Here is a 26,365-nt window from a genome sequence, read left to right as displayed (position 1 = left end):
GAGCACGGCGAAGTCACGGCCGGACATCTGCTGCACACCCACCGGCCGGTCGTGCTCGAAGACCGCCAGTTGCACCGACGGGGGCGGTGCGCCCCCGTCGGGTGTCGGTACCGACACCCCACGTCAAGACTGGTCCTGTCCACTGCCGATCCACTCTCACATCGCTATCACCAGCCGGAGACCTTCTGTCAGCAGCGGGCTACGCTGCGATCGTTACGCCGGTTCGGACGGGAGCGGGAATGCGGTTCGGGATCCTGGGGCCCCTACGGGTCGGTGCCGGCGAGGCCACCGTCACCGCCGGGCGGGATCGGACCGTGCTCGCCATGCTGCTGCTGCGGCCCAACCGGATCGTGCCGGTGGAGGAACTCGTCGACGCGATCTGGGAGGAGCGGCCACCGGCCACCGCCCGCGCCCAGGTACAGACCTGCGTGTCCCGCCTACGCCGCCGGTTCGCCCAGCTCGGACTCCCCCCGGCGGCCATCCTCAGCGACCCCGTCGGCTATGCCATCAGCACCGAGCCCGGCGAGGTGGACGCCGACGTGTTCGCCCGGGGCGTGGAGGCCGCCCGGGCCGCCCTCGCCGCCGACCAGCTGGCCGAGGCGCGCTGCCACTTCCGGGACGCGCTCGCACTCTGGCGCGGGCCGGCGCTGAGCGGAATCACCAGCCGGAGCGTACGACGGCGAGCGCAGACCCTCGACGAGCAGGGACTCGCCGCGCTGGAAGAGTGCGTGGACGTCGAGCTGCGTCTCGGCGACGCGGCCGAGATCCTCGACGTGCTGACCGAGACCATGGCCCGCTACCCGCTCCGCGAGCGGCTGCGCGGCCAGGTCATGCTCGCCCTGTCCGCAGTCGGCCGGCAGGCGGACGCGCTCGCCGTCTACCGCGAGGGGCGCCGGCTCTACGCCGAGGAGCTGGGCATCGAGCCCGGCGTCGCACTGCAGGAACTCCACCAACGCGTGCTCGCCGGCGACCTGGCGCTGGCCCGGCCGCAGGAGCGCCGCAGCGTTCCGGTCCGCGTCCTGCCCCGGGCCATCAGCGACTTCACCGGCCGCCAGGAGACCTTGACGCGACTGATCAAGGAAATCGAGGAGGATCACACCCGGGTCCAGCTGATCGACGGGATGGCCGGCAGCGGTAAGACGACCCTGGCGGTCCACCTAGCCACCGCGCTGGCCGACCGCTACCCCGACGCACAGCTCTTCATCGACCTGCACGGCCACAGCGACCGGGAGCCGCTGCTACCGGTCGCGGCGCTCGCCGCTCTGCTGCGCCAGCTCGGCGTACCCGGGGATCGCATACCGGCCGACGTCGACGAGCGGGCCGCCCTCTGGCGCAGCGAGCTGGCCGACCGGCGGGCGGTGGTGGTGCTGGACAACGCGGCGTCGGCGGCCCAGGTGGCCCCGCTGCTGCCCAGCGGCCCGGGCACCCTGACGCTGATCACGAGCCGGCGCCGCCTGACCGGCCTGGACGAGGGACGGCCGTCGTCGCTCGGTGTCCTCGACCCCGACGAGGGGATCGAGTTGCTCGCGCGGGTGGCGGGCGTCGAGCGGGTGGCCGCCGAACCAGAGGCCGCCGCCGAGGTGGTCCGCCGGTGCGGATGTCTGCCGCTGGCGATCCGGCTCGCCGGGGCAAGGCTCGCGCACCGGCCCCGCTGGCGCATCGCCGACCTGGCCGCGCGACTCGCCGCCGGACCGGACGCGCTGAGCCAGCTGGTGGCCGGCGACCGCTCCGTCGGTCAGGCCTTCGCCCTGTCGTACGCGCAGGTCACCCCGACCGCCCAGCGGATGTTCCGGCTGCTCGGGTTGCACCCGGGAGCGCGGTTCGACGTCGTGATGGTCGCGGCGCTCGCCGACGTGTCGATGAGCGAGGCGCAGCACCTGCTCGACGAGTTGGTCGACGTGCACCTGGTCGACGAGCCGGAGCCGGGACTGTTCCGCTTCCACGACCTGGTACGCGACTACGCGCGACGGCTGATGGCCGAGCCGGCGCGCGCCGCCGAGCGTTCGGCGGCGGTGGAGCGGATGTTCAACGTCTGCCTGCACCTGGTCCTGCTGGCTTCCAGCCAGGTCGAGCGGTCGGCGAGCCGGGCGCCTTTCCGGCGGCCACCGATGCTCCGCCCCGATCTCGTGGAGACCGGTACGCCGCCGAACCTGGATTGGCTCGACGAGAACCGGGCCAGCGTGACCGCCATGATCCGGCTCGCCGAGGCGGAGGGCCGGTACGACTACTGCTGGCAGCTCGCCTTCGCGGGGTGGAGCTACTGGTACGCGTCCGGCCACCCGGACGAGTTGATCGAGGCGCACACGATCGGGCTGCGGGCTGCCGAGCGCCTCGGCGACGAGGCCGCGATCGCCACCATGCACAACTACCTCGCCTCCGGATACCACCGGGTGGGCCGCTACGCGGAGGCGCTGGCCTCGATGGAGCTCGCCCTCAGCCTGCGCGAGCGGCTGGGTGACCCGTTGGGACGGGCCGGCACGCACAAGAACGTGGCAGCGGTCCAGGCGATCCTCGGCAACGTGCCGGCCGCGTTGCAACACCTGACCGAGGCGCTGAACATCGTCCGGCGGGAGGGGCATGCCGCCGGCGTCGTGGCGGTCTTCAACAACCAGGCGTCCGTCCTGTTGAGTGCCGGGCGGTTGGACGAGGCGCTGGCGGTGTCCCGTCAACACCTGATGCTGGCGCGTACGGCCGGCACCCTCTACGACAGCGCCAACGCCCTGGGCCACATCGCGATGGCCCGGGCCCGGATGGGGCACGGCGAGCCCGCCCTCCGGCGGCTGCGCGCCGCACTCGCGATCAAGCGCCGGCTCGGCAACTGGTACGGCGTCGGCGAGCTGCTCAACGAGATCGGTGTGCTGGAACGGGTCAGCGGCCACCCGGAGGCGGCGATGAGCCTGCACCGGGAGGCGTTGCTGTCGATGACGGAGGCCGGTGACCGCAGCGGGCAGTGCGCCTCGCGGAACCTGCTCGCCCGGGCCCTACTGGACCAGGGTGATGCGGCCAGCGCGTTGGACCTGCACCGGCGGGTGCTGGCGGACGCCACCCGGCTCAACGCACGGTACGAGCAGGCCCGCGCGCTGGACGGGATCGCCCGCTGCCTGGTCGGCACCGACCCGGCCGCCGCGCGGGCGTACTGGGCCCGGGCGCAGGCGCTGTTCCGTGAGTTCGGGGCGCCGGAGCGGCACGAGGTGGAACGGCTGTTGGCCGATCCGGAGTGAGGCGCTCGTCGCGATCATCTGCACACCGCCGTAGGGCGCGGCAGGATGGTACGCGTGACGAATCCAGACGTGACGGGTTACCGGATCGAACGCGACTCGATGGGCGAGGTGGAGGTGCCCGCCGAGGCGCTGTGGCGGGCGCAGACGCAGCGTGCCGTGCAGAACTTCCCGATCTCCGGCCGAGGAATCGAGCCGGCACAGATCAAGGCCCTGGCACAGATCAAGGGCGCTGCGGCGCAAATCAACGGCGAGCTGGGGGTGATCGACGCGAACGTGGCGGCGGCCATCGAGGCGGCGGCGGCGCACGTCGCCGACGGTGGCTACGACGACCAGTTTCCGATCGACGTCTTCCAGACCGGCTCCGGCACGTCGTCCAACATGAACGCCAACGAGGTGATCGCCACACTGGCCGGCCGGGAGCTGGGCCGTGACGTGCACCCGAACGACGACGTGAACGCCTCCCAGTCCAGCAACGACGTCTTCCCGTCCTCGATCCACCTGGCCGCCACCCAGTTCGTGGTGGAGGACCTGATGCCCTCGCTCAGGCACCTGGCCGAGGCGCTGGAGGAGAAGTCGGCCGAGTTCGAGACCGTGGTGAAGGCGGGGCGTACCCATCTGATGGACGCCACCCCGGTCACTCTGGGGCAGGAGTTCGGCGGGTACGCGGCGCAGGTCCGGTACGGCCTCGAGCGGCTGGAGACGGTGCTGCCCCGGCTCGCCGAGCTGCCGTTGGGCGGCACCGCGGTGGGCACCGGTATCAACACCCCGCTCGGCTTCGCCGCCGCGGTGATCGGCAAGCTGCGCGAGTCGACCGGGCTGCCGCTGACCGAGGCGCGTAACCACTTCGAGGCGCAGGGCGCCCGGGACGCGCTGGTCGAGACGTCCGGCCAGCTCCGCACCATCGCGGTCGGGCTCTACAAGATCGCCAACGACATCCGCTGGATGGGCTCCGGGCCCCGCGCCGGTCTGCGCGAGCTGCGCATCCCCGACCTCCAGCCCGGCTCGTCGATCATGCCTGGCAAGGTGAACCCGGTCGTCGCCGAGGCGATGCGGCAGGTCTGCGCGCAGGTGATCGGCAACGACGCCGCCGTGGCGTTCGCCGGTAGTCAGGGCGACTTCGAGTTGAACGTGATGCTGCCGGTGATGGGCCGCAACCTGCTGGAGTCCATCAAGTTGCTGGCCGCGTCGAGCCGGCTCTTCGCCGACCGCCTGGTGGCCGGGCTGGTCGCGGACGCCGAGGTCGCACTGGCGTACGCCGAGGGCTCGCCGTCGATCGTCACCCCGCTCAACCGCCATCTGGGGTACGACGAGGCCGCCTCGATCGCCAAGGAGGCGCTCGCGAAGCAGATCTCGATTCGCGAGGTGGTGCTCTCCCGCGGGCACGTGGACTCGGGGAAGCTCACCGAGACCCAGCTCGATGAGGCGCTCGACCTGCTCCGGATGACCCACCCCTGAGCACCCCTGCCCCCGCCCGCCGGTCCGTCCCCGGGCCGGCGCGGCGCGGTCCGGGGTGGAGGCGCGGCCGAGCGCGTCCCGGTCAGCCGCGTGCGGCCGCCTTGCGGGCCCGGTACGCGGTGACGGCGGCGCGGTTGCCGCAGCCCGCCTCACAGAACCGCCGCGAGCGGTTGCGGGAGAGGTCGACGACCACGTTGTCGCAGTCGGGGTGGGCGCAGATGCGCAGCCGGTTCAACTCGCCGCTGCGGATCAGGTCCGCGACCGCCATGGCCGCCTCGACCGCCATCCGGGTCGCCAGCGGAGCGTTCCGGGGTACGGCGTGGAAGTGGTACGGCTCGTCGTCGTGCGTGATGAGCTGCGGCAGGGCGTCGTGCTCGCGGAGCAGTCCGTTGACGATGGTGACGACCTCGTGGACGTCCGCGTCCCAGAGCCGGCGGAGCCGGGGCCTGAGCTCGCGTACCGACGCCAGCTCTGCCTCGGTGTGCTCGTGCCGCCCGGTGTAGGCGTGCGCGACGTAGAACTCGTCCAGCGCGGCCACGTCGGGTAGCCCCTCGCCGGGACCGGCGGTGTTGACGAGGGCGGCGGCGGCAATCAACGAGCACTCGGTGTCATGGGCAAAAAGCAACTTGACTCCTGTCGAGCTGGCCGCCTAGCGTCATCGGCATAACCCTAGTTTGCCCATGACCAGCGGTACGTGCCAAGGAGCGCCTGATGCAGAAGCCATCTGCCGCCGGTTCCGGCCTCGGTCTCGCTCTGCTCTCCGCCGTCACGTTCGCCACCTCGGGCACCTTCGCACGGTCACTGATCGACGCCGGCTGGTCGGCCCCGTCCGCCGTCATCGCCCGGGTCGGGATCGCCGCGCTGGTGCTCGCCCTGCCCGCCGCGCTCTCGCTGCGCGGCCGGTGGCCCGTGCTGCGCCGCAACCTCGGCGTGGTCGGCCTCTTCGGGCTGCTCGGCGTCGCGCTCGCCCAGGTGTGCTTCTTCAACGCCGTCCGCTACCTGCCGGTCGGCGTCGCCCTGCTCCTGGAGTACCTGGGCATCATCCTGGTCGTGGCCTGGACGTGGCTGGTCCACAAGCAGCGCCCTCGTCGGCTGACCGTCGCCGGCGCGGTGGCGGCGCTGGCCGGGCTGGTCTTCGTGCTCGACCTCACCGGCGCCGCACGGCTCGACGTGCTCGGCGTGCTCTGGGGGCTCGGTGCCGCCGTGGGCCTGGCCGGCTACTACGTGCTCGCCGGCCGGGTCGACACCCAACTCCCCTCGGTGGTGCTCGCCAGCGGCGGCATGGGCGTCGGCGCCGCCGCACTCGCCGTCCTCGGACTCGTCGGAGTGCTGCCGCTGCACGCCGTCTTCGTCGAGGTTAGCTTTGGCGGCCGGCAGACCAGCTGGCTCGTGCCGGTCGCCGGCCTCTCCCTGGTGGCCGCCGTGGTCGCGTACCTGACGGGGATCGCCGGCGCGCGAATCCTCGGCCCTCGCCTGTCGTCGTTCGTCGGGCTGACCGAGGTCATGTTCGCCGTCCTCATCGCCTGGCTGGTTCTCGGAGAACTGCCGAAGGTGGTGCAACTGTTCGGCGGCGTGCTCATCGTGGCCGGTGTCGCGCTCGTCCGTCTCGACGAACTGCGCCGCACGCAGGTGGCGACCGACGCGCTCCCCGAACCGCTCCTCGCCGCCGACCGCTGACCGCCCGCCCCGTTCTCCCCGGCTCTGCCTGGCCTGCTTTCCCCGCCCCTGCCTGGCCTGCCCAGGTAGGCCTTGGCCCTGCCTGGCCCTGCCTGGCCCTGCCTGGCCCTGCCGGGCCTTGTCCTGCCCGGCCCGGCCCGGTCCTGCCCGGCCCTGCCCGGCCTGGTCGCGCCCGGTCCTGCCCGGCCCTGCCCGGCCTGGTCGCGCCCGGCCCGGTCCTGCCCGGCCTGGTCGCGCCCTGCCCTGCCCGGCCTGGTCGCGCCCGGCCCGGCCCGGTCGCGCCCGGCCTTGTCCTGCCCGGCCCGGTCCTGTTTGGCGCTGCCTGCCTGGATTCGCGCTTGATCATTCCCGAGTTCCATGAAGTCGGGGTGTCCTGCTCGCGCGGATACCCCGACTTCCTTGAAGACGAGTTGACCTAGGCGGGTCCGACGGTTCGGGCACAGCTCAAGCGGCCAGGGGACGATCGGATGGGCCGAACTGGGGTCGCGTACGACCGTCGATGATGTCACCCTCGTGATCGTGCTGACCACCATCGTTTTCGACGCCGACGAAACACTGATCGACCTTCGTCCGGCGGTGACCGGCGGGCTTGTGGCCGTACTCGAAGCGATGCGACGGCTGACTCCGGCGGCCGCCGACGTGTCGCTAGCCGACTTGGAGTCGGACTGGGCGGCGGTGTTCGGCGGATCAACGGCCGCGCCGGTCACGGAGATCCGCCGGGCGGCGCTGGCGCGTTCCCTGTCACGGGCTGGGCTCGACGCGCACCTCGATGACATCGCCGCTCTGTTCTTCGCCCGGCGATTCGCGCTCACTCGGCCCTTTCCGGACGTGCTGCCGGCGCTGGCCGTGCTGCGCCAGCGGTGGACGCTGGGGTTCGCCACCAACGGCAACAGCCGCGCTGAGCGTTGCGGCCTCGCCGGAGAGTTCGCGTTCGAGCTGTACGCGCACGAGAACGGACTGCCCAAGAAACCGGCACCCGAGTTCTACGCGGCGGTGGTCGAGGCGGCGGGTGTCTCGGCATCGCGGGTGCTGTACGTGGGGGACTCACTCGACCACGATGTGGTCGCCGCCCAACGGGCTGGGCTGCGCGCGGTGTGGCTCAACCGCTTGGGGTTGCCCTGCCCGGCCGATGTGTTCCCGGACGGGCAGGTGTCCACGGTGACGGAGCTGCCGGACCTGTTGGCCGACCTTGCCGACGTGGCCGACGAATTTTCGGCTGACCATTCCCGAGTTCCATAAAGTCGGGGTGTCCGGCCGGCGCGGATACCCCAACTTCCTTGAGGACGAGTTGACCAAGACGCGTCAGACAGGTCGGGTACGTCAGCGGGTGAGTCGATCTCGACGAGGGCTGGCCGATCATTCGACGTTGATCTCGGCGGGCGCTGGCGGATCATCGGACCCTGGTGGCTGGTGGCTGGTGGCTGGTGGCGAGTAGTGAATGGCGGGTCGCCGGAAGGCCGGTTGTTTGGACGGGCCAGTCGAGAGGGTTGACCGGCACCACCAGCCCCGCGCGGTCAGCGCCGCCGGTCCCGCGTGGTCAGTGCCGCTGATCCCGCGCGGTCAGCGCCGCCAGCCTCGGGCGATCAGCGCGGCCCGGACCTCGCGCAGCACGTTCGGGAAGTCGTTGTGCATACGGCGGCTCGTCACGTGGAGCACGAGCCAGCCGGCGGCGACCAACTGGTTGAGCCGCTTCCGGTCGGTGTGCAGCCGATCCGGATCGGAGTGCCAGTGGCCGTCGTACTCGATCGCCACCCGGAACCGCGGCCAGGCGAGGTCGGGGTGGAGGACCAGACCGGTGGGCAGGCGTACCGGATGTTGTGCCACTGGCCGGGGCAGACCGGCCAGCACCAGCCGGACGCGTAGGTGCGATTCCGGCGGCGACTGGGCGGCAGGATCGGCCAGGCCGAACACCCAACGCGCACGTTGCGCACCCGGCCGACCGACGTTCGCGTCGGCGATGGTGGCCAACGCCCCCTGGTCGGTGAGCCCACTGGCGAGCAGTGTGTCGACGATGCCCACCGCGCGGATCGGCTCCAGCCAGACCGCGGTCTCCCAGGCTGCCTGGGCGGAGCTGGTACGCGGCAGGACGGTCGGGGAGGGCCTGGTGCCGGCCGAGCGGTGGCGGCCCGAGGGGAGGCCTGACCCGGTGTCCGGCGTCCGTCGATCGATCGTCGCCGTGGCTGCCGGCCCGGATCGCCCGATCGCGTCGAGTGCGAGGGGTCTCCGTTCCGGGGCCGCGCTCCTGGGTGCCGGTGCCAGGTCGGCGCCGCCGACGTGCAGGCGGAGACCCTGCTGGGCACCGATCCGCATCTGCGGTGGCACCAGCACGTGAACGTCGTCGGTGAAGGTCGCGGCGTGGTCGACGCCGTGCAGGTAGGCGGCTGACGGGCCGGCGATCAAGACTCCGGGAGGCAGGCGGAGCAGCGCCGCCCGGCAGGTGAGGGCATGGTCCCGGTCGAGCCGCGCGTCGGCGTACACGTCGTGGCGCAGCCGGATCCAGGCCCCGCTGCGGAGCTGATGCTCGGTGAGCAACCCCTGTCGGATCGCGGTGGAGCCGCGAAAGACCTGCCAGGTGAGGGCGTCGGGTCGATGCGGTTGAGGTGGCATGTCGACGAGCGTGCCGCCCGTCCACCGGCCACCGGCACCCCTGTGGACAACAGCGACCGGCCGGCCAGGAGCTACCTGTGGACAACCTCCCAACGGCCCGGCACATGTGGTACCGGCACCGGGTTGCCGGGCTGCCTGGCCTGATCGACTCGGGATTCATGAAGTCGGGGTGTTGACCCGAGCCGGACACCCCGACTTCCTTGAACCCGAGTCGATCACCTCGGGGCGGGGTGGCTCGCCCTTCAGCCGAGGGCCGTGGCGATCGCGGCGGCAGCAGTGCGTACCTGGCTGCCGACCGCCTCGACATCCAGCGGGGCGAGCGCGACCACGCCGACGCTCGCCTCCAGACCGGGCACGCCGAGCACCGGCGCGGCCACCCCGTACGCCCCGGCCTGCAACTCCCCGCTGCTGCTCACCGGGTCGGCGGAACCCGCCCGGCCGGCCAGGATCGCCCGGCCGGCGGCACCCCGCTCCAGTGGATGCCGCGCCCCCGTCCGGTACGCGACATGGAACGACGTCCAGCTCGGCTCGACCACCGCGAGGGCCACGCCCTCCCCGCCCTCGACGACGGTCAGGTGCGCGGTGGCACCGGCCTGTTCGGCGAGCCGACGCAGAGCGGGGAGCGCGCCCTCCGCCAGCAGCGGCTGCGCCCGCCGGGCCAGGTGCAGGACGCCCGCGCCCAGCCGCAGCCGGCCGGCCTCGTCGCGGCGCAGCATGCCGTGCCCGGTCAGCGGGCCGGCGAGCCGGTACACCGCGGCCCGGCCGATGCCCAGCCGGTTGGCGGCCTCGGTCACGGTCAACCCGTTCGGTGCCTCCGCCACCAGGTGCAGCAGGCGCAATCCCCGGTCCAGGGTCTGCGCCGACTCGCCGGCGCGCACCGTCGTCTCGCCCGCCATCGCCCCGGCGACCGGTCCCGGGTCGCGTGGGCTCGCGGTCGGGCGGGTGGGGGATTCGGTGCGGCGGGTGCCGTGGGCGGGAGACGTGCTGTCGTTGACCGGCCGCGGGTGGCGTGGGCTCGTGGCTTGGCTGGTGGGGGTTTCGGTGCGGCGGGTGCCATGGGCGGGAGGCGTGCCGTCGTTCACCGGCTGCGGGTCGCGTGGGCTCGCGGTTGGGCGGGTGGGGGGTTCGGTGCGGCGGGCGATGCCGGCCGGAGACGCCCCGTCGTCCGGTTCGCCGCCGGTCGGGGCCCTGCTGGCGATGGCCGCCGGGCCCGGGTCGCGCTGGCGTCCGGCCCGGCCGCTTGGCCGGATCACCGGGTCGTCGCCCCGCGTCGATGCCGCTCCGGACGGGTTCGCGGCATGGCCCGCTGCGCCGCCGCCGAGCCGTGCCGCCGTGTCCATGACAGCGAGCGTACGACGAGCCACCGGGCGGCCCGGAGATACGCGGACGGCTACCCTTGTACGGTGACGCTGCGCTTGTACGACACCGCCACCCGATCGGTCCGGGAGTTCGTTCCCCGCGAAGCCGGCAAGGTGGCCGTCTACCTGTGTGGTCTCACCCTCCAGGCGCCGCCACACATCGGTCACCTTCGCTCCGGAGTGAACTACGACATCCTGCGCCGTTGGATGACCGCCGAGGGCTACCAGGTCACGTTCGTCCGCAACCTGACCGACATCGACGACAAGATCCTGGTCAAGGCGCAGGAGCAGGGGCGGCCGTTCTGGTCGATCGCGTACGCCAACGAGCAGATCCTGGCTGATGCGTACCGGCAGCTCAACGTGTTGCCGCCGACGTACGAGCCGCGGGCGACCGGGCACATCCCGGAGATGCACGAGCTGATCGGCAAGCTGATCGCCGACGGGCACGCCTACCCGGCGCTCGACGGCTCCGGCGACGTCTACTTCGATGTCAGGTCCTGGCCGGAGTACGGGTCGTTGTCCAACCAGTCGCCCGACGACATGCAGTCGGCCGGCGACGCCCCCGACCGGGGCAAGCGCGACCCGCGTGACTTCGCCCTGTGGAAGGGCGCCAAGCCTGACGAGCCGGCGGACGCGTACTGGCCGTCGCCGTGGGGCCGGGGTCGTCCGGGCTGGCACATCGAGTGCTCGGCGATGTGCTGGCGCTATCTGGGGGCGGAGTTCGACATCCACGGCGGCGGGCTCGACCTGACCTTCCCGCACCACGAGAACGAGCTGGCCCAGTCGAGGTCCGCCGGCCTGCCCTTCGCCCGCTACTGGGTGCACCACGGCCTGCTCAGCATCGGCGGAGCGAAGATGGGCAAGTCGCTCGGCAACACCCTCGACCTGGCGTACGTCCGGTCGCTCGGCGTACGGCCGGTGGAGCTGCGCTACTACTACGCGGCGGCGCACTACCGCTCCCGGATCGACTACTCGGAGGAGGCCCTCCGCGAGGCGGCCACCGCGTACCGGCGGATCGAGGGGTTCGTGCAGCGGGCCGCCGAGCGGGTCGGTCCCGGTCTGCTCGGCGAGTTGCCGGCCCCGTTCGTCGAGGCGATGGACGACGACCTGAACACCTCCGCCGCGCTGGCCGTATTGCACGAGGTTGTCCGGGACGGCAACTCCGCGTTGACGGGCGGTGACGATGTGACCGTCCGCACGGCGCTGGCCGCCACCCGCGCGATGCTGGATATCCTCGGCATCGACCCCCTCGACCCGGCGTGGAGCGCCGGCGGCCAGGCGGACGACCTGCGTGATGTGGTGGATTCCCTCGTGGCTCTGGCCTTGGAGCAGCGCGCGCAGGCCCGCGCCCGTAAGGACTGGGCCGCTGCGGACGCCGTACGTGACCAGCTCAAGCAGGCCGGTGTGGTGGTCGAGGACACCCCGCAGGGCCCCCGTTGGACTATTGGAGAGCAGAAGATCTGATGGCTGGCAATTCCCAGCGTCGCGGTCGGCGGTTGACGCCCAAGGCGCGCGCCCCGAAGGGCTCCGGCGGTAAGAACCGGGACTCCCTCGCCGGCCGGGGGCGTACCCTGCCGGCCGACGAGCGGCCCTGGCACAAGGCGTACTCGGGCACCGAGAAGCTGCCCCAGCGCACCGCCTGGAAGCAGGAGAAGGAGCGTCGGGCCGCAGCCGATGAGGGGCGGGCCCCCAAGATCGGTCAGCCCGGCAGCAAGGACACCACCTGGGGCAAGGGTGGCGGCCGGGGCGTTCCGGCGGGCGGCGGTCGCGGTGCGGCCGGCCGCGGTGGCAAGCCGACCGGTCGGACCGGCCCGCGGGTCGCCCCCGGGCGCAAGTCCAACCCGTCCCGGGACGCGCCCGAGCTGCTGGTGGGCCGCAACCCGGTGGTGGAGTCGCTGCGTGCCGGCGTGCCGGCGACCGCGCTCTACACCGCCCAGGGTATCGACATCGACGACCGGATCAACGAGATCGTCCGGACGGCCGCCGACCGGGGTATCGCGATCCTCGAGGTGAGCCGGGCCGAGCTGGACCGGATGACCGGCGGTGTGCTGCACCAGGGGGTCGGCCTCCAGGTGCCGCCCTTCGCCTACCAGCCGTTCGAGGACATGTTGGCGGCTTCCGTGGAGCAGCCGGCGCCGCTGCTCGTCGCGCTGGACGGAGTCACCGACCCGCGCAACCTCGGCGCGGTGCTCCGTTCCGCCGCGGCGTTCGGCGCGCAGGGTGTCTTCGTACCCGAGCGGCGGGCCGCCGGCATCACCGCGACCGCCTGGCGGACCAGCGCCGGTGCGGCGGCGCGCGTCCCGGTCGCCCAGGTGACCAACCTGACCCGGTCGCTGAAGGCGTGCCAGAGCGCGGGGTTCATGGTGGTGGGCCTGGACGCGGACGGCGAGACCGACCTGTACGACCTGGAAGCCGCCGTCGGGCCGGTCGTCGTGGTGGTGGGCTCGGAGGGGCGCGGGTTGTCCCGGCTCGTCGGGGAGACCTGTGACCTGACCGTGCGTATCCCGATGGTCTCGGACGTGGAGTCGCTGAACGCGAGCGTCGCGGCCGCGGTCACCCTCGCCGAGGTGGCCCGGCGCCGTTCGGCCGCCGAGTGAGGTAGTTCCGAAGCCAGACGACGAAAGGGGCGGTCCGCCGATGGCGGGCCGCCCCTTTTCTGGTCGTACGTCAGATCCGCTTGCCGGTGGCGGCGTTGAAGACGTGCGTACGGTCGGCGTTCGGCTTGACGAACACGGTGTCACCCATGTTCGGCATGTTGCGCCGGTCGGTCCGCAGGACGAAACGCTCCGAGTTGCCGCCCAGCGCGGCGTGGCCGTAGATGTTGGCGTCGGAGCCCAGGTCCTCGACGAGCTCGACCACGATCGGCATGCCGCCCTCGGTCGGGCTGACCAGGTCGACGTCCTCCGGACGGAAGCCGACGGTCACCTTGCCGTCGCCGCCCTCGGCCTTGGCCGCCTCGGCCTGCTCGCGGGTCAGCGGCACCAACAGCTCGGCGAACTCGGCGCCCTTCTCGGTCAGCGGCACCGTCTTGATGTTCATGGCCGGGGAGCCCATGAAGCCGGCGACGAAGACGTTGGCCGGGGTGTCGTAGAGCGCCCGCGGGGTGTCCACCTGCTGAAGCTCACCGTCGAGCAGCACCGCGACCCGGTGGCCCATGGTCATGGCCTCGACCTGGTCGTGGGTGACGTAGACGGTGGTGACGCCGAGCTTGGCCTGCAGCGACGCGATCTGGGTACGGGTCTGCACCCGCAGCTTCGCGTCGAGGTTCGACAGCGGCTCGTCCATCAGGAAGACCTGCGGCTCACGCACGATCGCGCGGCCCATGGCGACACGCTGGCGCTGGCCGCCGGAGAGCGCCTTCGGCTTGCGGCCCAGGTACTCCTCCAGCTGGAGCAGACCGGCCGCCTCCTTGACCCGCCGGTCGATCTCCGACTTCGGGGTCTTGCGGAGCTTCAGCGCGAACGCCATGTTCTCGTACACCGTCATGTGCGGGTAGAGGGCGTAGTTCTGGAAGACCATCGCGATGTCGCGGGCCTTCGGGGGGAGGTGCGTGACGTCGCGCTGGTCGATGTAGATCGCACCCTGGTCGACGTCCTCGAGGCCGGCGAGCATGCGCAGGCTGGTGGACTTACCGCAACCGGAGGGGCCGACGAGGACGAGGAACTCGCCGTCGCCGATCTCGAGGTCGAGCTGGTTGACGGCGGGACGCTCGGTGCCCGGGTAGATCCGGGACGCCTTGGCGTAGGTGACCGTAGCCATGGTTGTGCGCTTCCTTTCACCGGCAGGAACGTGCCGGACGATCCGAGTGAAGGAGCGACCGGCGCGTGTCGCGCCGGCCAAACGGGGGCAGGGAACCGGTCGAGGGCGGCCGATTATGACGTCCGTGTCATTGAACCGTAAACGCCTTTGCGGACGCTGCCAAGCGGCGAGCGATCTTCGGCACCCCGTCCGGTACGCATTCCGGTCAAGCGGGCACGGGCGGACATCAATCGCCGCCCCTTGGTGCCCCGGTCGCTCGGATCGACGTCGGGATGTTGACGTTTCCCGTGCTGGGAGGGCCTGCCGAGCGGGAAATCCGGACGTCACTCGCTATGCTGGCCACGAAACCCAGCGCCCCTGTAGCTCAGCTGGCCAGAGCACTCGCCTTGTAAGCGAGATGTCGCCGGTTCGATCCCGGCCGGGGGCTCCAAATCCACCAGGCGTTTTCGGCCGATGGTCGCCGTGAGACGACGAGTTGACAGCAACGCTGACAGCAACGCGGTTCATGACAGCCGTCCGTCGAGCTTGCCGAGCGCCTGACGCATCGCGTCAAGGTTGGCGTGAGCGTAGACCCTGAGCGTGATCTTCACATCGGCGTGTCGGGCGATGGCCTGGACGACATACGGCGGAACGCCCAGCTCCATCAGCAGGGACACGACTGTGTGACGCTGGCCGGCTGCCAGCGGTGTCGGGTCTCAGGACCCGCGTGACAGGTCGGTTTCAGGACCTGCGTGACGCAACCGGCTGGGTGAGCTACGGCCAGTCGTTGGTTCTTTTGGCGTGCCTTTTCGTGCGCCGCGACGCGAGAGGGGGATTCCCGACAAGCCTGATATCGCGACGGAGGTCAGGCCAAGGGTGGCTGCGGCTGGGATTGCTCGCGTGGCGCCGTACCCCGCACCGGCCGCGATGACTCCAGCGACGATCGCCGCCGTGGACACCTGGGTCAACGTGAGCATCGGGAACACTCGTTCTGCCGAGCGAGTGAGCGGGCCGCTAACCACCATGGCGGCTAAGGCGACAAAGCCGGGCCAGATCATCCAACGAGCGTCGCTCGACCTGCCGGTGTCTACCGCGAACCAACCACACAGCAGTACGACCGCGACCGGGAAGGCCGCAAGGTTTGCCGCGACCGCCACGGTGCGGCGCCGGATCCCCCGATACCCCCTGAGCGCGCCCCTCGCTGCGGCGCTGCCTGGATTCACGATGAGCGCTCGTTGGATGAGCTCTTTGAACCGTGCCGTGTCGCGACCGACCGCGAGGACATTCAAGGCGAGCAGGCTCAGCGCCTCGTGATCATCGGGTGCAAGCTCCACTGCGCGCTTCGAGTCGGCATACGACTCCCGGTACCTGCTGAGCAGCTGATTAGCCAGCGCGCGGTAGCGGTAGGCCACCGCATCCTCGGAATCGACCTCGATTGCTCGGCTGGCCGCATCGACCGCGGCAGCTTCCTCGTCGAGCCCAATCAACGCGCCGGCGAGGCGGCGCCAGCCAACACCGTCGTCCGGATGCGCAGTCAGATGTTCGCGCAGCAGTGCGACGGCGGGCTCGAACTGCTTGGCCAGAACTAGCTCCCGCGCCTGTGCGACGGCATCGTCGCCGTTTCCGGACTCCGGCTGCATGCGGCTGCTCCTTGTCGCCCTCGATCAGCGGGCAAGGAAGTATCACCCACGACCGCGATGTCGGTGGATGCGGGAGTGTCGCGCAGGTCCTGATACCGATTTGTCATGCAGTGATCTATGACATCGGCGGTACGCAGCCGAGGGCGGCCCATGGTCGAGCTGGGCCGGCAGCCCACCCGGCTACGAGCCGAACTGGAGCGTCCCGGAACGCCGTCGGTAACCGGGCATCTTCTTCCTGCCGTCACGCACCTCCAGCGCGGAAGTCGGGACGTGAGGATGGGCGGTCAGGCCGGCCGCTTGGTCGGCCTGACCGCCGGTCGAAGTTCAGATCAATCGGCAGGGCCGGTACCACCACCGCCGGCCGAGACAGCGGTGACGGGCTGGGGCTGTCGGCCGTGATCGTGGCCCGGCAGGGCGGCCCGGGTGGTGGTCACCGTGCCCGCGAGGAGACCCACCGGGCTGCGGCGATCGTGGCGAACGCGGGCCGCGATGCCGAGCAGCAGCATGACCGCCGCGACGACGTTGGTGTGCTCGACGCCGATGAGGACGGCCGCCGGCAACCACCAGCCGACGAATCGCCGTACCACGTTGGCGGGACCGGCTACGGCGAGCGACCCGCCGGCGGCGGCCGCCCGCGCCGGGGCCAACGCGAAGATCACCTGGCCGACGGTTGCCCGGTCCCGGCGGAGCAGGGGTACGACGAGCGTGGTGGCCAGGGCGACGGCCACGATGGCGACCAGGTCGACGAGCGTCCGGTAGTGGTGCGCTGGCGGCTCGGCGAGCAGGGTCAGCGCGCCCCCAACGGCGGAGCCCGCGATTGCGGCGAGTGCCAGGTCGCTGATCATCGCCAGGCCGCGCCGCAGCAGTCGCGGGCCGGCGAGGTCCTCGACGTGATCGGGTACGGCGCTCGGGAGGACCCGGCCGACCGCCACCGCGATCAGCCAACCGGCCACGGCACCGAGCGTGTTGGTCATCAGGTCGTCCACATCGGCGACCCGGTAGGGGCACGGGTAGAGGCCGAACACCGCGGTGCCCTGGGTGAGTTCGATCAGCAGGGATCCGCCGAGTCCGAGCAGGGCCGTGACCGGCAGGCCGCGCCGGAACCGGTAGCGGACCAGGAACCCCAGCGGGACGAAGAGCACCACGTTCAGCGCGACCTGTGCGAATTCGGTGCTGGTGACCGAGGTCACGAGGTCACCGTGGCCGGCGCGCAGCACGTCAGCCACCGACGCGAGCGGCCGCAGCTGGTGGTGGTCCCCGACGCACGCAGCGGCGGTCCTCGGTGGCAGCGGGAACAGGGTGAACGCCAGCACCCCGCACAGATACAGCGCGGCCGCGCCGGCGATCATCGCCGACCAGCCGCGCAGTCGCCCGTAGTGGGCGTAGTGCCAGCCGATCCACGGGAGGATCGCGACCGGCGCCAGCAGCGCGAACAGGACGAGCGTGATCACTGACTCGGTGATGTGCATGAGGAGCTACTTCCGGCGATGACGTCTGGCCTCGCCAGGCGGAACCCGTCGGGTGCGACGAGGCAGCGGCGGGGTCCGAGCGGGGCGCGTGCGCGGTCCACGGTAATTCCGAGGATCGGACGCCCGGTTCCGGCCAGAGCGGCGCGGGGGTCGGGCCGCCGCCGCAGCCCGACCTGCGCGTGCCGGTGTCAGTCCGCGCTCGACCGGGCCCAGAGGTTGATGCCGGACTCGGTCGCGTACTGGTCGATCTCGGCCAGCTCCTCGGCGGTGAACGTGGCGTTCTCCAGCGCCGCCACGTTCGCCTCCAGCTGGGCGACGCTGCTCGCGCCGAGCACCGTGGAGGTCATCCGCGGGTCGCGCAGCGTCCAGGCGATCGCCAGCTGTGCGAGGCTCTGCCCGCGCCGGGCGGCGATGTCGTTCAGCGCCCGGATCTTGCCCAGATTCTCCTCGGTGAGCCACTCCGGGAACAGCGACGTCTGCGCGTTGGCCCGGGAATCCGCGGGCACCCCGTTCAGGTAGCGGTCGGTCAGCATGCCCTGGGCCAGCGGCGAGAAGCCGATGCAGCCAACCCCGTCGCGCTCCAGCACGTCGAGCAGCTCGTCCTCGATCCACCGGTTCAACATCGAGTACGACGGCTGGTGGATGAGCAGGGGAGTTCCGAGGTCGCGGAGGATCGCGGCGGCCTCGGCCGTGCGGGCCGGCGAGTACGAGGAGATGCCGACGTAGAGCGCCTTGCCGGCGCGTACCGCCGCGTCCAGCGCGCCCATGGTCTCTTCCAGCGGGGTGTCCGGGTCGAAGCGGTGCGAGTAGAAGATGTCGACGTAGTCGAGCCCCATCCGCCGGAGCGACTGGTCCAGCGACGCGGTCAGGTACTTGCGGGAACCCCATTCGCCGTACGGGCCGGGCCACATGTCGTAGCCGGCCTTCGTCGAGATGATCAGCTCGTCCCGGTACGGCCGGAAGTCGCCGGCCAGGATGCGACCGAAGTTCTCCTCGGCCGACCCGTACGGCGGGCCGTAGTTGTTGGCGAGGTCGAAGTGGGTGATGCCCAGGTCGAAGGCGCGGCGCAGGATGGCCCGCTGGGTCTCCAGCGGGCGGTTGTCGCCGAAGTTGTGCCACAGGCCGAGCGAGACGGCGGGCAGCTTGAGGCCACTGCGACCGGTCCGGCGGTACTCCATGGCGTCGTACCGATCGGGTTCGGCGACGTAGCTGGTGTTCACGGCACTCCTGTGGTTCATTGACGGGCGGTGGTGGCAGTTCCCACTGCCCGATCTCGTTGGTCAGGTCGGGCCGCTCAAGCCTTCAGCGCCATCGCCCCACCGTCCAACAGCAGAAAGCGCTCAGATTCAGCACCTAGACTGCTCAATCATGGAGTTGCGGCACCTGGAGTACTTCGTGGCGGTCGCTGAGGAACGCCACTTCACCCGGGCGGCGGAGCGGATGCGCGTGGCGCAATCCGGATTATCCGCCTCGATCCGGGCGCTGGAGCGGGATCTGGATGCCGAACTCTTCGTCCGAAGTACCCGTCGGGTCGAGTTGACGGATGCCGGGCGGGCCCTGCTCGCCGAGGCACACCGGACCCTGGCCAGCGCCGCGGCGGCGCGTAACGCCGTGGCCGCCGTACGTGGACTGCTGCGGGGCAGCCTAACCGTCGGCACCGAACAGTGCCTCGGCGTGATCGACCTGCCGCCGCTGCTGGCGTCGTTCCGCCGGGCACACCCCGGTGTGGAGATCCGGCTGCGCTACGCCGGCTCCGGACACGTCGCCGAACAGATCCGGCTCGGACGGCTCGACGTTGGCTTCGTGGCCCTCCCCGGCCCGGCGCCGGACGGCGTACGCCTGTTGCCGCTCGCCGCCGAGGAGATGGTCCTGCTCTGTCACCCTGCGCACCCGCTCGCCGAGCGGGAGAGCGTCGACGTGGCGGCGCTGCTCGACGAGGACTTCGTCGACTTCAGCGCCGACTGGGGTGCGCGGCGGGTCAACGACCAGACGTTCGCCCGGGCGCGCGCCGAGCGGCGGATCTCGGTCGAGGTCAACGACGTGCACACCCTGCTCGACTTCGTACACCAGGGTCTCGGTGTGGCGCTGGTGCCGGCGCCGGTGACCCGCAAACCGCACGCCAAGGGACTCCACGTGGCCGCGCTCGCCGCGGCGGACGCCCCGACCTGGCAGGTGTCGGTCGCGGTCCCGGCGTCCGCGCCGCCAGGCCCGGCCAGCGCCGAACTGCTCCGGATGGCGCTGCCGGAACGGGCCGTGGGCACGCCGGCCCCGGTGTGCTGAGCAGTGCCTGGACGGCCGTTTCGGCCCGACCGGGCGGCCGTCGAGGCCCGGTCACCGCGTCGATAACCTGGCCGTGAGCGGAAGAGGAGAGCGGTGAGCCGAGCGGCCGAGGAGTCGAACCGGGCGATGCTGCGCGCCCGGGACGCGATGGACCGGTCGTACGCCGATCCGCTGGACATCCCGGCGCTGGCCCGGATAGCCCACGTGTCCGAGGCGCACTTCGTCCGCACGTTCCGCGCCACGTTCGGCGAGACCCCGCACCGTTACCTGCAGCGGCGGCGGATCGAGCGGGCCATGTACCTGCTGGTGCAGACCGGCCAGGACATCACCGACATCTGCCTCGCCGTGGGCTTCAGCAGCCTCGGCACCTTCAGCCGCACCTTCCGCCAGATCGTCGGGGAGCCGCCGACCGAGTACCGCAGGCACAAGGCGCCGGTGGACGTGCCGACCTGCTTCGCCAAGGCTTGGACCAGACCCAGCAGTTTTGGATAAGCAGCAGGTCAGGGCGGTCCTCTAGCGTCATTGGCATGACGATGAACGCGCTGACCCGCTCCCAGATCTACGTCCTCGACCAGGACGAGGCGCTCGACTTCTACGTCGGCAAGCTCGGCCTCGAGGTGAACACCGACGTCGACCTCGGCTTCATGCGCTGGCTCACGGTCAACGTCCCCGGCGACAAGAACCGGGAGATCCTGCTGGAGAAGCCCGGCCCGCCGGCGCTCGACCCGGCGACCGCCGGGCAGGTTCGCGAGCTGCTGACCAAGGGCGCCATGGGAGGTTGGCTCTCCATCACCACAGACGACGCGCACAAGACGTACGAGACGCTCGTCGCCAAGGGCGTCGACATCACGGACGAGCCGACCGAGAAGCCGTACGGGATCGACTTCGGCATCCGCGACCCGTTCGGCAACAAGATCCGCATCGGCCAGATGCGCCAGCAGGGCTGAGGGGGCGGGACCGGTGACCATGGTCGGCTTCGGGCTCGCCGTGACCGTCGGCTTGGCCTGGGTGACGGTGGTCCTCGCCCGGGCCGCGCCGGCCGGCCGGAGCTGACCCGGGCCCGGACGGATGGTCGCCCGGCAGGCATCCCTCGTGGTGGCTGCCGGGCGACCGCCGTTAAGGTCTCTCGCACCAGGCGGCGAGGGAGGATGACGGTGGCGGACGCGGAACTCGTCGTCGAGGTGGCCGGGCCGGTGGCGACAGTGATCATCCACAATCCGGCCCGGCGCAACGCGATGACGCCGGACATGTGGCGGCAACTCCCGCCGATCCTCGACCGGCTGGAGGCCGACCCCGCCGTCCGCGCGTTGGTGCTCACCGGCGCCGGTGACGCCTTCTGCGCCGGTGCCGACCTGGGCGACCTGGACGAACTGCTGGCGGCCGGCGACGGAAGTATCGCGGTGGCCGCCGAGGAGCGGCTCGCGGACTTCGGCAAACCGACCATCGCGGCGGTACGGGGTGCGTGCGTCGGTGGGGGCTGCCAGCTCGCGGTCGCCTGTGACCTGCGGATCGCCGCGGACGACGCCCGGTTCGGCGTACCGCCGGCCCGGCTCGGTCTGGTCTACCCGGCACCCACCACGCGGCGCCTCACCCGCCTGGTCGGCCCGTCCGCCGCCAAGTTCCTGCTCTTCACCGCCGAGCTGATCGACGCTGAGCGGGCCCTGCGGATCGGCCTGGCCGACGAGGTGTTGCCCGCAACGGCGCTCGACGCCCGGGTGGACGAGATCACCACGGCAATCGCCGAGCGCTCGCCGATCAGCGTCGCCGCGGCGAAGGAGATCGTCGACGATCGCGCCGGGCCGGCCCGGATCGCCTGGTGGCACCGGAAGGTCGCGGAGAGCGGCGAGGCCCGGGAGGGGATCGCAGCCGTTCGCGAGCGCCGTACGCCCCGCTTCGCCTGGACGCCGCCCGACTGAACTCGACGCCTCGCGGGTCGGGTTGCCCGTTGAGGCGAGGGGCCGGCGGGTGCCACGCCGGAGGTGTCCCTCCGGCGCGGCCCCCCGTTCCCGCCGGCCGGTCCGCTCACCGCCCGGCCAGCGCCGCCCAACCCGGGACGAGCGCCTCCCGGCGCAGCGGCATGCCCGCCTCGGCCGGCGTACGGTCGCCCTTGCGCTGGTTGCACGCGTAGCAGGCGGCGGTCGTGTTCCGCCAGGTGTTCCGGCCGCCGCGCGAGCGGGGCAGGATGTGGTCGACGGTGTCGGCCGGCCCGCCGCAGTAGCCGCAGCAGCGGCCGTCGCGTCGTAACACCCCCGCCCGTGACCAGGCCGGTCCGCCGGTGAACCGCCAACGGGTCACCACGTACCGGACCAGTCGGACCACCCGGGGCATCGGGAAGACCCCGATCACCTGGTCCGGATCGGACTCGTGGATCTCGGCAACCCGGCGGCAGAGCATCCGGATGGCGTGCTGGATGGTGACCCGGTGCAGCGGGCCGAGGTCGGCGTTGACGACGAGGACGGCATTCACCGGAATCTCCCTCCACGATGACGGACGAACAGGGGCCGGACAGCGAACGAGCCGCCCGGTCCGGAGGTGGGACGGGCGGCTCGACGGGTGCGGGTGCGCGTCAGTCGGGCCGGTCGTCTCCGGGACCTTCGGCTCGGCAACCGTCGCTGAGCAGCCACGACGGCACGGTGGTGACGTGCGACATCGACATGGACGGCTCCCGGAGCGGCGGTTGACCTTGCGCGCTCACGGTAGGTCCGCGCGGTCGACCGGGGCAACGGATTTCGATCGGACGGCGGCGGTCACCGGGCGGGGCGGGCCGGGTTCAGGTTCGCCTGGCGAGCAGACCGCGCGGTCGGACGGAGTAGACCGGTTCGGCCGCTGCGCGCTCCGCGCGCAGGATGTGGTTGGCCGCGATGATGCCCGTCGCCGCCGCACGTTCCATCAACGCGCTGGGGAACTCCGTGGCGATGCCGTCGCCGGCGAGGTAGACGCCGTCGGCGTCGGTGCGTACCCCTGGCCGCTGGGCGTGACTGCCGGGGGTGAAGGCCGGCGCCCGCGCCTGCACCCGGGCGCGCAGCTCGCGGGTCGACAGTTCGGCGACCTCCGGCCAGAGCGCAGCCAGCTCGCCGCGCATCCGTTCGGCCAGTACCGTGGCGGGCACGTCCGGCTCGCAGGCGTACGCGTGCAGCTCGAGCACGCTGCCGCCGGTGCGCTCGGCCCAGCGCCGGGACTCCCGCTCCAGCCGGTGGTAGAGCGTCACCGAATCCAGAGTGGACTGACGGGAGACGCCGTTGAAGATCGCCCGGTCGGGCCGTACGTCCCCGTCGAACCAGTAGCGGGCCACCGCGTAGGGCGGACCGGGCACACCGAACCGGAGCATGGCGGCCACCAGCCGTGGCGCGTGCGCCGCCAGTGCGGGGGAGGCGCGGACCAGCTCGGCGAGCGCGGGCGGATCGACGGCGAGTACGACGTGCGCTGCCTCGTGCCCGATGCCGCCGTCGGTCAGCACCCGCCAGCCCGCACCGGTGGGGTGCAGCGCGGTGGCCGCCGCACCGGTCAGCACCCGCCCGCCGTGCCGTTCCAGGTGCCGGGCCAACGGCGTCCAGATCGCCGCCGTGTAGTCCTCGTCCGGCGCGTCGAACGCCAGCCCCTCCCCGTTGCCCAACAGGTAGAAGTGGAACTGGGCGACCAGCTCGGCGGCCGACATCTCCGACTCGTGGTTGAAGAAGGAGTGTGCGAAGACCTCGAAGAGCATCGCGCGGGCCCGGTCCGGCAGCCGCAGCGAGTCCAGCAGTTCGTCAGCGCTGGTGTCGTCCAGTTCGGCGTACGTGCGCACCGGGTGGTAGCTGAGCAGCGGCAGCGCGGCGTCCCGGTCCATCCGCCGCAGGTCGGGCAGGCGGATGCTGGGACTGCGGGCCAGCAGGGCGAGCAGGTTCAGCGGTGGTACGGCAGGCAGGTCGCCGAACTCCTCGGTCGGCCACCGGTCGGCGAGGATCGGGTAACCGGGCACCGGCCGCAGGAAGCCCAGCGCCGGATCGATCCGGCGCAGGATCGAGCGCCAGTTGTAGTACTGCCGGAAGAACGCGTGGAACCCGTGCTCCACCTGCTGCACACCGTCGGCGAGCTGCTCCGGCCAGGCCGCCAACCGGCCGCCGAGAGTCGCCGAGGACTCCAGCACGGTCACCCGTACCCCGCGCTCGGCGAGCACCACCGCCGCCGACATGCCGGCGATCCCGCCCCCCACCACGACCGCGGCCACCGGGTGCGGCACCCGGGGCGCACCGTCGCCGCCGGGGTCGACGACGTGCCGCCGTACGCCGAGGAGCCGGCCGGTCAGCCGCGACAGCACCATCAGGCCATCTCCTCTGGTTCGCCGGACGAGACCGTCGTGCGTCAGGAGGGGAGGTCTCCCTGTCCTTCGGCGGTGCGGCAGCGTCGCTCCCGGTCCGAGTCGGGCCAGACGTACTCGAGGTCGGGCGGGACGTCGCCGAAGAGCGGGCGGTAGTGCTCCGGGTCCTTGCGTACGAGCGACGAACGGTGACTCAGGTGCAGTTCCTCCCGGCCCAGCCAGGGCGGCAGCTCACCGGCGGCGGCCAACTCCGCCTGGCCGCGGACGATCCCGATACCGCAGGCGGCGGCGAGATCCCGGGCCATCGTCACGGCACAGGTGTCGGCCCGTCCCGGCTCGACCCAGACCGCGCACATGTCCAGCCCGTACCGGGTCAGCGCCTCCTCGTACCCCGCCCACATCTTCACCGCGGGGTGGTTGCGCCAGCCGTACGTCGGCCAGGTCAGCCCGCGCAGCACCTGGATCGTCTCCACCCGCTGCTTCCCCAGCCGCTTCTGGTCCAGCGTCCGGGCGCTGGCCAGGAAGTCCGGGTACGGGAGGAAGGTCTGCATGCCGCTGCTCTACCCGCCGGCTCGGGGCCCCATGCCTGGCCGGGGCGAACCGGAAGGTCTCGCCCAGCGTGGTCGTCCTTACTACGATTCCGGCATGGGGGAGCCGTGGCGGGACCGGGCACGTCGGGCGGTCGAGTGGAACTGGCGGCTTCGCCCAGCCGGTGATCCCCGCCCGCACTACGTCATCTGCGGGCGCGACTCGCTGGCCTACTACGTGGCCGAGGCCCTGCTGCAGAGTGACCTGCCCGCCGGCGGCGCGCGGGTGACCGTGGTCGTGCCGGAGCGGCACCGGTCCAACGGGGCCGACGTGGCGACGCTGCGGGGCGTGCGGGTGGTCCGTTCCGACCGGCTCGATGAGGCGACCTTCCGGGCCGCCAACCTGCCCGGGGCGGCCGGCGTCGCCCTGCTGGACCAGGACGACGTGGGCAACCTGCACGCCGCGCTCTGCGCCCAGGCGGTCGACAAGAACGTCCGGCAGGTGCTGCGGATGTTCAACGGCACCCTCGCCGACGGTGTCCGTACCCTGCTCAAGGCCCCGGTCGAGGTGCTCTCCGACGCCGAGATGGCCGCGCCGGCGTTCGTCGCGGCGGCGCTCGGCGAGGTCGACCCGACGCACTTCCAGCACCGGGGCCGGACGCTGCGGGTGGCCCGCCGAGCCGACGTGCGGGAGCAGGACGTGGTTTGCGCGCTGGCCGACCTGCGCGACCCGCAGCGGGTGGTGTTGCTGCCGGCCGACCAGTCCGCCGCCGATCTGGTGCTCGCCGAGGCGACCGGGCAGCCACCCGGCACCGAGGTCGCCGCCCGACGGCTGGTCCGGGCCCGGCGCCGGCCGGTCGCGGTGTTCATGCGGGCGGTAAGCGGCTTCGCCACCCGCAAGATCGGCATCGCGATGATGCTCGTGCTCGCGGTCGTCGCCATCCTCGGCGCGCTGATCGCCCAGACCGAGGACCACATCTCGCCCGCGGAGGCGCTGTACGTCACCCTGGTGACCACGCTCAGCGGCGCCGACCCGGACCCCGACAAATCGGGGGGCGCCCAGGTGATGCAGGTCGTGCTGAACCTCGCCGGGCTGGCGCTGATCCCGCTGCTCACCGCCGTCGTGGTGGACGGGATCGTCAACGCCCGGCTGGCCCTGCACACCGGCCGGCTCCAGCCACACCGCGCCGGTCACGTGGTGGTGGTCGGCCTCGGCAACGTCGGCACCCGGGTGATGGCCCAACTACGTGAGTACGACGTCGAGGTCGTCGCCATCGACAAGGATCCGGAGCCACGCGGCGGCGGCCTCGCCCGCCAGTTGGGGGTGTCGCTGATCGTCGGCGATGCGGCTCGGCCGGAGACGCTGGAAGCCGCCTCGGTCGCCGCCTGCCAGGCGCTGGTGATCGTGTCGACCGACGACGTGGCCAACCTGGAGGCGGCGCTCGTCGCGCGTGACACGCGGGCCGATCTGCGGGTGGTGCTGCGGTTGTTCGAGAACGACTTCGCCGAGCGAGTCGAGGAGGCGTTCGGCCTGGGGGTCTCCCGGTCGGTCTCCTACCTGGCCGCACCCGCGTTCACCGGTGCGCTGACCGAGCGGGCGGTCATCGCCACCATTCCGGTCGGGCGGCACGCGCTGCCCGTCGCCGAGGTGCCCGTCGCCGCCGGTTCGGAGCTGGACGGGCGACCGCTCGGCGGGGTCTTCCGGGAGGGGCAGGTGCGGGTGATCGCGCGTACCCCGGTCGGTGGCGGGCGGACGATCTGGTGGAAGGACCTGGACCCCCGCCAGGTGATCTTCGCGGGCGACCGGTTGACCGTGGTCGCCCGCCGCGCCGGGCTGGAGTGGCTCACCCGCCAGAGCGCCCCGCCGGCACCGCCGGACGTACCCGTCTCCCGGTCCGGCACCCCGCTCCGCGGCACTCCATCGCCGTCCGGCGGATCCGGCGTCCCGCCGACCTTCGGGGCGGCCGCCCTGCCGGAACAGGCGACCGGCGAACATCCCACGCCTCCGGGCGGCGGCAACGGCGGACCCCCGACCGGGCCCACTCGGGACGACGACGCCCCCGGCCCGCACCCGGCCGCCCACCCCAACTGAACCC

22 protein-coding genes and 1 tRNA gene are annotated in these 26,365 nt (G+C 72.0%); 12 read left to right on the top strand and 11 right to left on the bottom strand.

Annotation, left to right across the window (positions count from 1 at the left end):
• Positions 1-239: 239 nt before the first annotated feature.
• Positions 240-3,221 (top strand): BTAD domain-containing putative transcriptional regulator, encoded by a 2,982-nt coding sequence (locus ABZS42_RS07335; protein ID WP_355143065.1) that lies wholly within the window; start codon positions 240-242, stop codon positions 3,219-3,221.
• A gap of 45 nt (positions 3,222-3,266) precedes the next feature.
• On the top strand, positions 3,267-4,676 hold the full coding sequence (locus tag ABZS42_RS07330; RefSeq protein ID WP_355143064.1) for a class II fumarate hydratase: 1,410 nt from the start codon (positions 3,267-3,269) through the stop codon (positions 4,674-4,676).
• A gap of 82 nt (positions 4,677-4,758) precedes the next feature.
• Here ABZS42_RS07330 and ABZS42_RS07325 read toward each other — a convergent pair whose 3' ends face one another.
• Positions 4,759-5,301, bottom strand: coding sequence for a CGNR zinc finger domain-containing protein (locus ABZS42_RS07325; RefSeq protein ID WP_355143063.1), 543 nt, complete (start codon positions 5,299-5,301; stop codon positions 4,759-4,761).
• A gap of 86 nt (positions 5,302-5,387) precedes the next feature.
• Here ABZS42_RS07325 and ABZS42_RS07320 point away from each other — a divergent pair, with 86 nt between their 5' ends.
• Positions 5,388-6,353, top strand: coding sequence for an EamA family transporter (locus tag ABZS42_RS07320; protein ID WP_355143062.1), 966 nt, complete (start codon positions 5,388-5,390; stop codon positions 6,351-6,353).
• Positions 6,354-6,872: 519 nt separating this feature from the next.
• Complete coding sequence (locus tag ABZS42_RS07315; protein ID WP_355143061.1) at positions 6,873-7,592, top strand: HAD family hydrolase; 720 nt, start codon at positions 6,873-6,875, stop codon at positions 7,590-7,592.
• A 321-nt stretch (positions 7,593-7,913) separates the two neighbouring features.
• Here the strand turns inward: ABZS42_RS07315 and ABZS42_RS07310 are convergent, their stop codons facing one another.
• Positions 7,914-8,960: a hypothetical protein gene (locus ABZS42_RS07310; RefSeq protein WP_355143060.1), complete on the bottom strand. Its 1,047-nt coding sequence runs from the start codon at positions 8,958-8,960 to the stop codon at positions 7,914-7,916.
• 242 nt (positions 8,961-9,202) lie between these two features.
• A complete protein-coding gene (locus tag ABZS42_RS07305; protein ID WP_355143078.1) occupies positions 9,203-9,856 on the bottom strand; it encodes a helix-turn-helix domain-containing protein in 654 nt (217 codons plus the stop codon).
• A 507-nt stretch (positions 9,857-10,363) separates the two neighbouring features.
• Here ABZS42_RS07305 and cysS point away from each other — a divergent pair.
• Positions 10,364-11,782, top strand: coding sequence for a cysteine--tRNA ligase (gene cysS, locus ABZS42_RS07300; protein WP_355143059.1), 1,419 nt, complete (start codon positions 10,364-10,366; stop codon positions 11,780-11,782).
• Positions 11,782-12,915: a 23S rRNA (guanosine(2251)-2'-O)-methyltransferase RlmB gene (gene rlmB / locus ABZS42_RS07295; protein ID WP_355143058.1), complete on the top strand. Its 1,134-nt coding sequence runs from the start codon at positions 11,782-11,784 to the stop codon at positions 12,913-12,915. The genes cysS and rlmB overlap by 1 nt, the downstream gene beginning before the upstream one ends.
• A 70-nt stretch (positions 12,916-12,985) precedes the next feature.
• On the opposite strand, the gene ugpC is transcribed toward rlmB, so the two are convergent.
• Positions 12,986-14,077, bottom strand: a complete 1,092-nt coding sequence (ugpC, locus tag ABZS42_RS07290) for a sn-glycerol-3-phosphate ABC transporter ATP-binding protein UgpC (RefSeq protein ID WP_355143057.1) — start codon at positions 14,075-14,077, stop codon at positions 12,986-12,988.
• 353 nt (positions 14,078-14,430) lie between these two features.
• Between ugpC and ABZS42_RS07285 the strand changes: the two genes are divergently transcribed.
• Positions 14,431-14,507: transfer RNA gene (locus ABZS42_RS07285), tRNA-Thr, on the top strand.
• Between the two features lie 73 nt (positions 14,508-14,580).
• Here the strand turns inward: ABZS42_RS07285 and ABZS42_RS07280 are convergent.
• From ABZS42_RS07280 to mgrA, 4 genes are all read right to left on the bottom strand, one after another.
• Entirely contained in the window at positions 14,581-14,733 is a 153-nt protein-coding gene (locus ABZS42_RS07280) for a hypothetical protein (RefSeq protein WP_355143056.1), read from the bottom strand.
• 39 nt (positions 14,734-14,772) lie between these two features.
• Entirely contained in the window at positions 14,773-15,696 is a 924-nt protein-coding gene (locus ABZS42_RS07275) for a tetratricopeptide repeat protein (protein WP_355143055.1), read from the bottom strand.
• A 329-nt stretch (positions 15,697-16,025) separates the two neighbouring features.
• Positions 16,026-17,165 carry a VanZ family protein gene (locus ABZS42_RS07270; protein WP_355143054.1) on the bottom strand — a complete coding sequence of 380 codons (1,140 nt, stop codon included), beginning with the start codon at positions 17,163-17,165 and terminating at the stop codon, positions 16,026-16,028.
• A gap of 188 nt (positions 17,166-17,353) precedes the next feature.
• Positions 17,354-18,385 (bottom strand): L-glyceraldehyde 3-phosphate reductase, encoded by a 1,032-nt coding sequence (mgrA, locus tag ABZS42_RS07265; RefSeq protein ID WP_355143053.1) that lies wholly within the window; start codon positions 18,383-18,385, stop codon positions 17,354-17,356.
• 148 nt (positions 18,386-18,533) lie between these two features.
• Between mgrA and ABZS42_RS07260 the strand changes: the two genes are divergently transcribed.
• From ABZS42_RS07260 to ABZS42_RS07245, 4 genes are all read left to right on the top strand, one after another.
• Positions 18,534-19,445 (top strand): LysR family transcriptional regulator, encoded by a 912-nt coding sequence (locus ABZS42_RS07260; protein WP_355143052.1) that lies wholly within the window; start codon positions 18,534-18,536, stop codon positions 19,443-19,445.
• 93 nt (positions 19,446-19,538) lie between these two features.
• Complete coding sequence (locus ABZS42_RS07255; protein WP_355143051.1) at positions 19,539-19,937, top strand: AraC family transcriptional regulator; 399 nt, start codon at positions 19,539-19,541, stop codon at positions 19,935-19,937.
• A 35-nt stretch (positions 19,938-19,972) separates the two neighbouring features.
• Positions 19,973-20,392, top strand: coding sequence for a VOC family protein (locus ABZS42_RS07250; protein WP_355143050.1), 420 nt, complete (start codon positions 19,973-19,975; stop codon positions 20,390-20,392).
• Positions 20,393-20,593: 201 nt separating this feature from the next.
• The gene (locus ABZS42_RS07245) at positions 20,594-21,361 is read left to right on the top strand and encodes an enoyl-CoA hydratase/isomerase family protein (protein ID WP_355143049.1); all 768 of its coding nucleotides are present in this window, start codon (positions 20,594-20,596) and stop codon (positions 21,359-21,361) included.
• Positions 21,362-21,467: 106 nt separating this feature from the next.
• Here the strand turns inward: ABZS42_RS07245 and ABZS42_RS07240 are convergent, their stop codons facing one another.
• The 3 genes from ABZS42_RS07240 to ABZS42_RS07230 all read right to left on the bottom strand — a co-directional run bounded on the left by ABZS42_RS07240 (position 21,468) and on the right by ABZS42_RS07230 (position 24,293).
• The gene (locus ABZS42_RS07240; RefSeq protein WP_355143048.1) at positions 21,468-21,911 is read right to left on the bottom strand and encodes an HNH endonuclease; all 444 of its coding nucleotides are present in this window, start codon (positions 21,909-21,911) and stop codon (positions 21,468-21,470) included.
• Positions 21,912-22,215: 304 nt separating this feature from the next.
• On the bottom strand, positions 22,216-23,745 hold the full coding sequence (locus ABZS42_RS07235) for an FAD-dependent oxidoreductase (protein WP_355143047.1): 1,530 nt from the start codon (positions 23,743-23,745) through the stop codon (positions 22,216-22,218).
• Between the two features lie 41 nt (positions 23,746-23,786).
• The gene (locus ABZS42_RS07230) at positions 23,787-24,293 is read right to left on the bottom strand and encodes an MSMEG_6728 family protein (protein ID WP_355143046.1); all 507 of its coding nucleotides are present in this window, start codon (positions 24,291-24,293) and stop codon (positions 23,787-23,789) included.
• A 94-nt stretch (positions 24,294-24,387) separates the two neighbouring features.
• On the opposite strand from ABZS42_RS07230, the gene ABZS42_RS07225 reads away from it, so the two are divergent.
• On the top strand, positions 24,388-26,361 hold the full coding sequence (locus tag ABZS42_RS07225) for an NAD-binding protein (RefSeq protein ID WP_355143045.1): 1,974 nt from the start codon (positions 24,388-24,390) through the stop codon (positions 26,359-26,361).
• The last annotated feature ends 4 nt before the right edge of the window (positions 26,362-26,365 follow it).

Origin of the sequence: Micromonospora sp. NPDC005367, assembly GCF_040606825.1 — a bacterium.
GTDB lineage: Bacteria > Actinomycetota > Actinomycetes > Mycobacteriales > Micromonosporaceae > Micromonospora.
Note: the sequence above shows the minus strand (reverse complement) of the source record. Positions and strands in the feature narration are given on the sequence as shown.

What these genes read in the sequence shown, in the direction of transcription:
- ABZS42_RS07335 (WP_355143065.1), top strand. Translation starts at nt 240, where the DNA reads ATGCGGTTCGGGATCCTGGGGCCCCTACGGGTCGGTGCCGGCGAGGCC.
- ABZS42_RS07330 (WP_355143064.1), top strand. Translation starts at nt 3,267, where the DNA reads ATGGTACGCGTGACGAATCCAGACGTGACGGGTTACCGGATCGAACGC.
- ABZS42_RS07320 (WP_355143062.1), top strand. Translation starts at nt 5,388, where the DNA reads ATGCAGAAGCCATCTGCCGCCGGTTCCGGCCTCGGTCTCGCTCTGCTC.
- ABZS42_RS07310 (WP_355143060.1), bottom strand. Translation starts at nt 8,960, where the DNA reads ATGCCACCTCAACCGCATCGACCCGACGCCCTCACCTGGCAGGTCTTT.
- ABZS42_RS07305 (WP_355143078.1), bottom strand. Translation starts at nt 9,856, where the DNA reads ATGGCGGGCGAGACGACGGTGCGCGCCGGCGAGTCGGCGCAGACCCTG.
- rlmB (WP_355143058.1), top strand. Translation starts at nt 11,782, where the DNA reads ATGGCTGGCAATTCCCAGCGTCGCGGTCGGCGGTTGACGCCCAAGGCG.
- ugpC (WP_355143057.1), bottom strand. Translation starts at nt 14,077, where the DNA reads ATGGCTACGGTCACCTACGCCAAGGCGTCCCGGATCTACCCGGGCACC.
- ABZS42_RS07275 (WP_355143055.1), bottom strand. Translation starts at nt 15,696, where the DNA reads ATGCAGCCGGAGTCCGGAAACGGCGACGATGCCGTCGCACAGGCGCGG.
- ABZS42_RS07270 (WP_355143054.1), bottom strand. Translation starts at nt 17,165, where the DNA reads ATGCACATCACCGAGTCAGTGATCACGCTCGTCCTGTTCGCGCTGCTG.
- ABZS42_RS07260 (WP_355143052.1), top strand. Translation starts at nt 18,534, where the DNA reads ATGGAGTTGCGGCACCTGGAGTACTTCGTGGCGGTCGCTGAGGAACGC.
- ABZS42_RS07250 (WP_355143050.1), top strand. Translation starts at nt 19,973, where the DNA reads ATGACGATGAACGCGCTGACCCGCTCCCAGATCTACGTCCTCGACCAG.
- ABZS42_RS07245 (WP_355143049.1), top strand. Translation starts at nt 20,594, where the DNA reads ATGACGGTGGCGGACGCGGAACTCGTCGTCGAGGTGGCCGGGCCGGTG.
- ABZS42_RS07235 (WP_355143047.1), bottom strand. Translation starts at nt 23,745, where the DNA reads ATGGTGCTGTCGCGGCTGACCGGCCGGCTCCTCGGCGTACGGCGGCAC.
- ABZS42_RS07230 (WP_355143046.1), bottom strand. Translation starts at nt 24,293, where the DNA reads ATGCAGACCTTCCTCCCGTACCCGGACTTCCTGGCCAGCGCCCGGACG.
- ABZS42_RS07225 (WP_355143045.1), top strand. Translation starts at nt 24,388, where the DNA reads ATGGGGGAGCCGTGGCGGGACCGGGCACGTCGGGCGGTCGAGTGGAAC.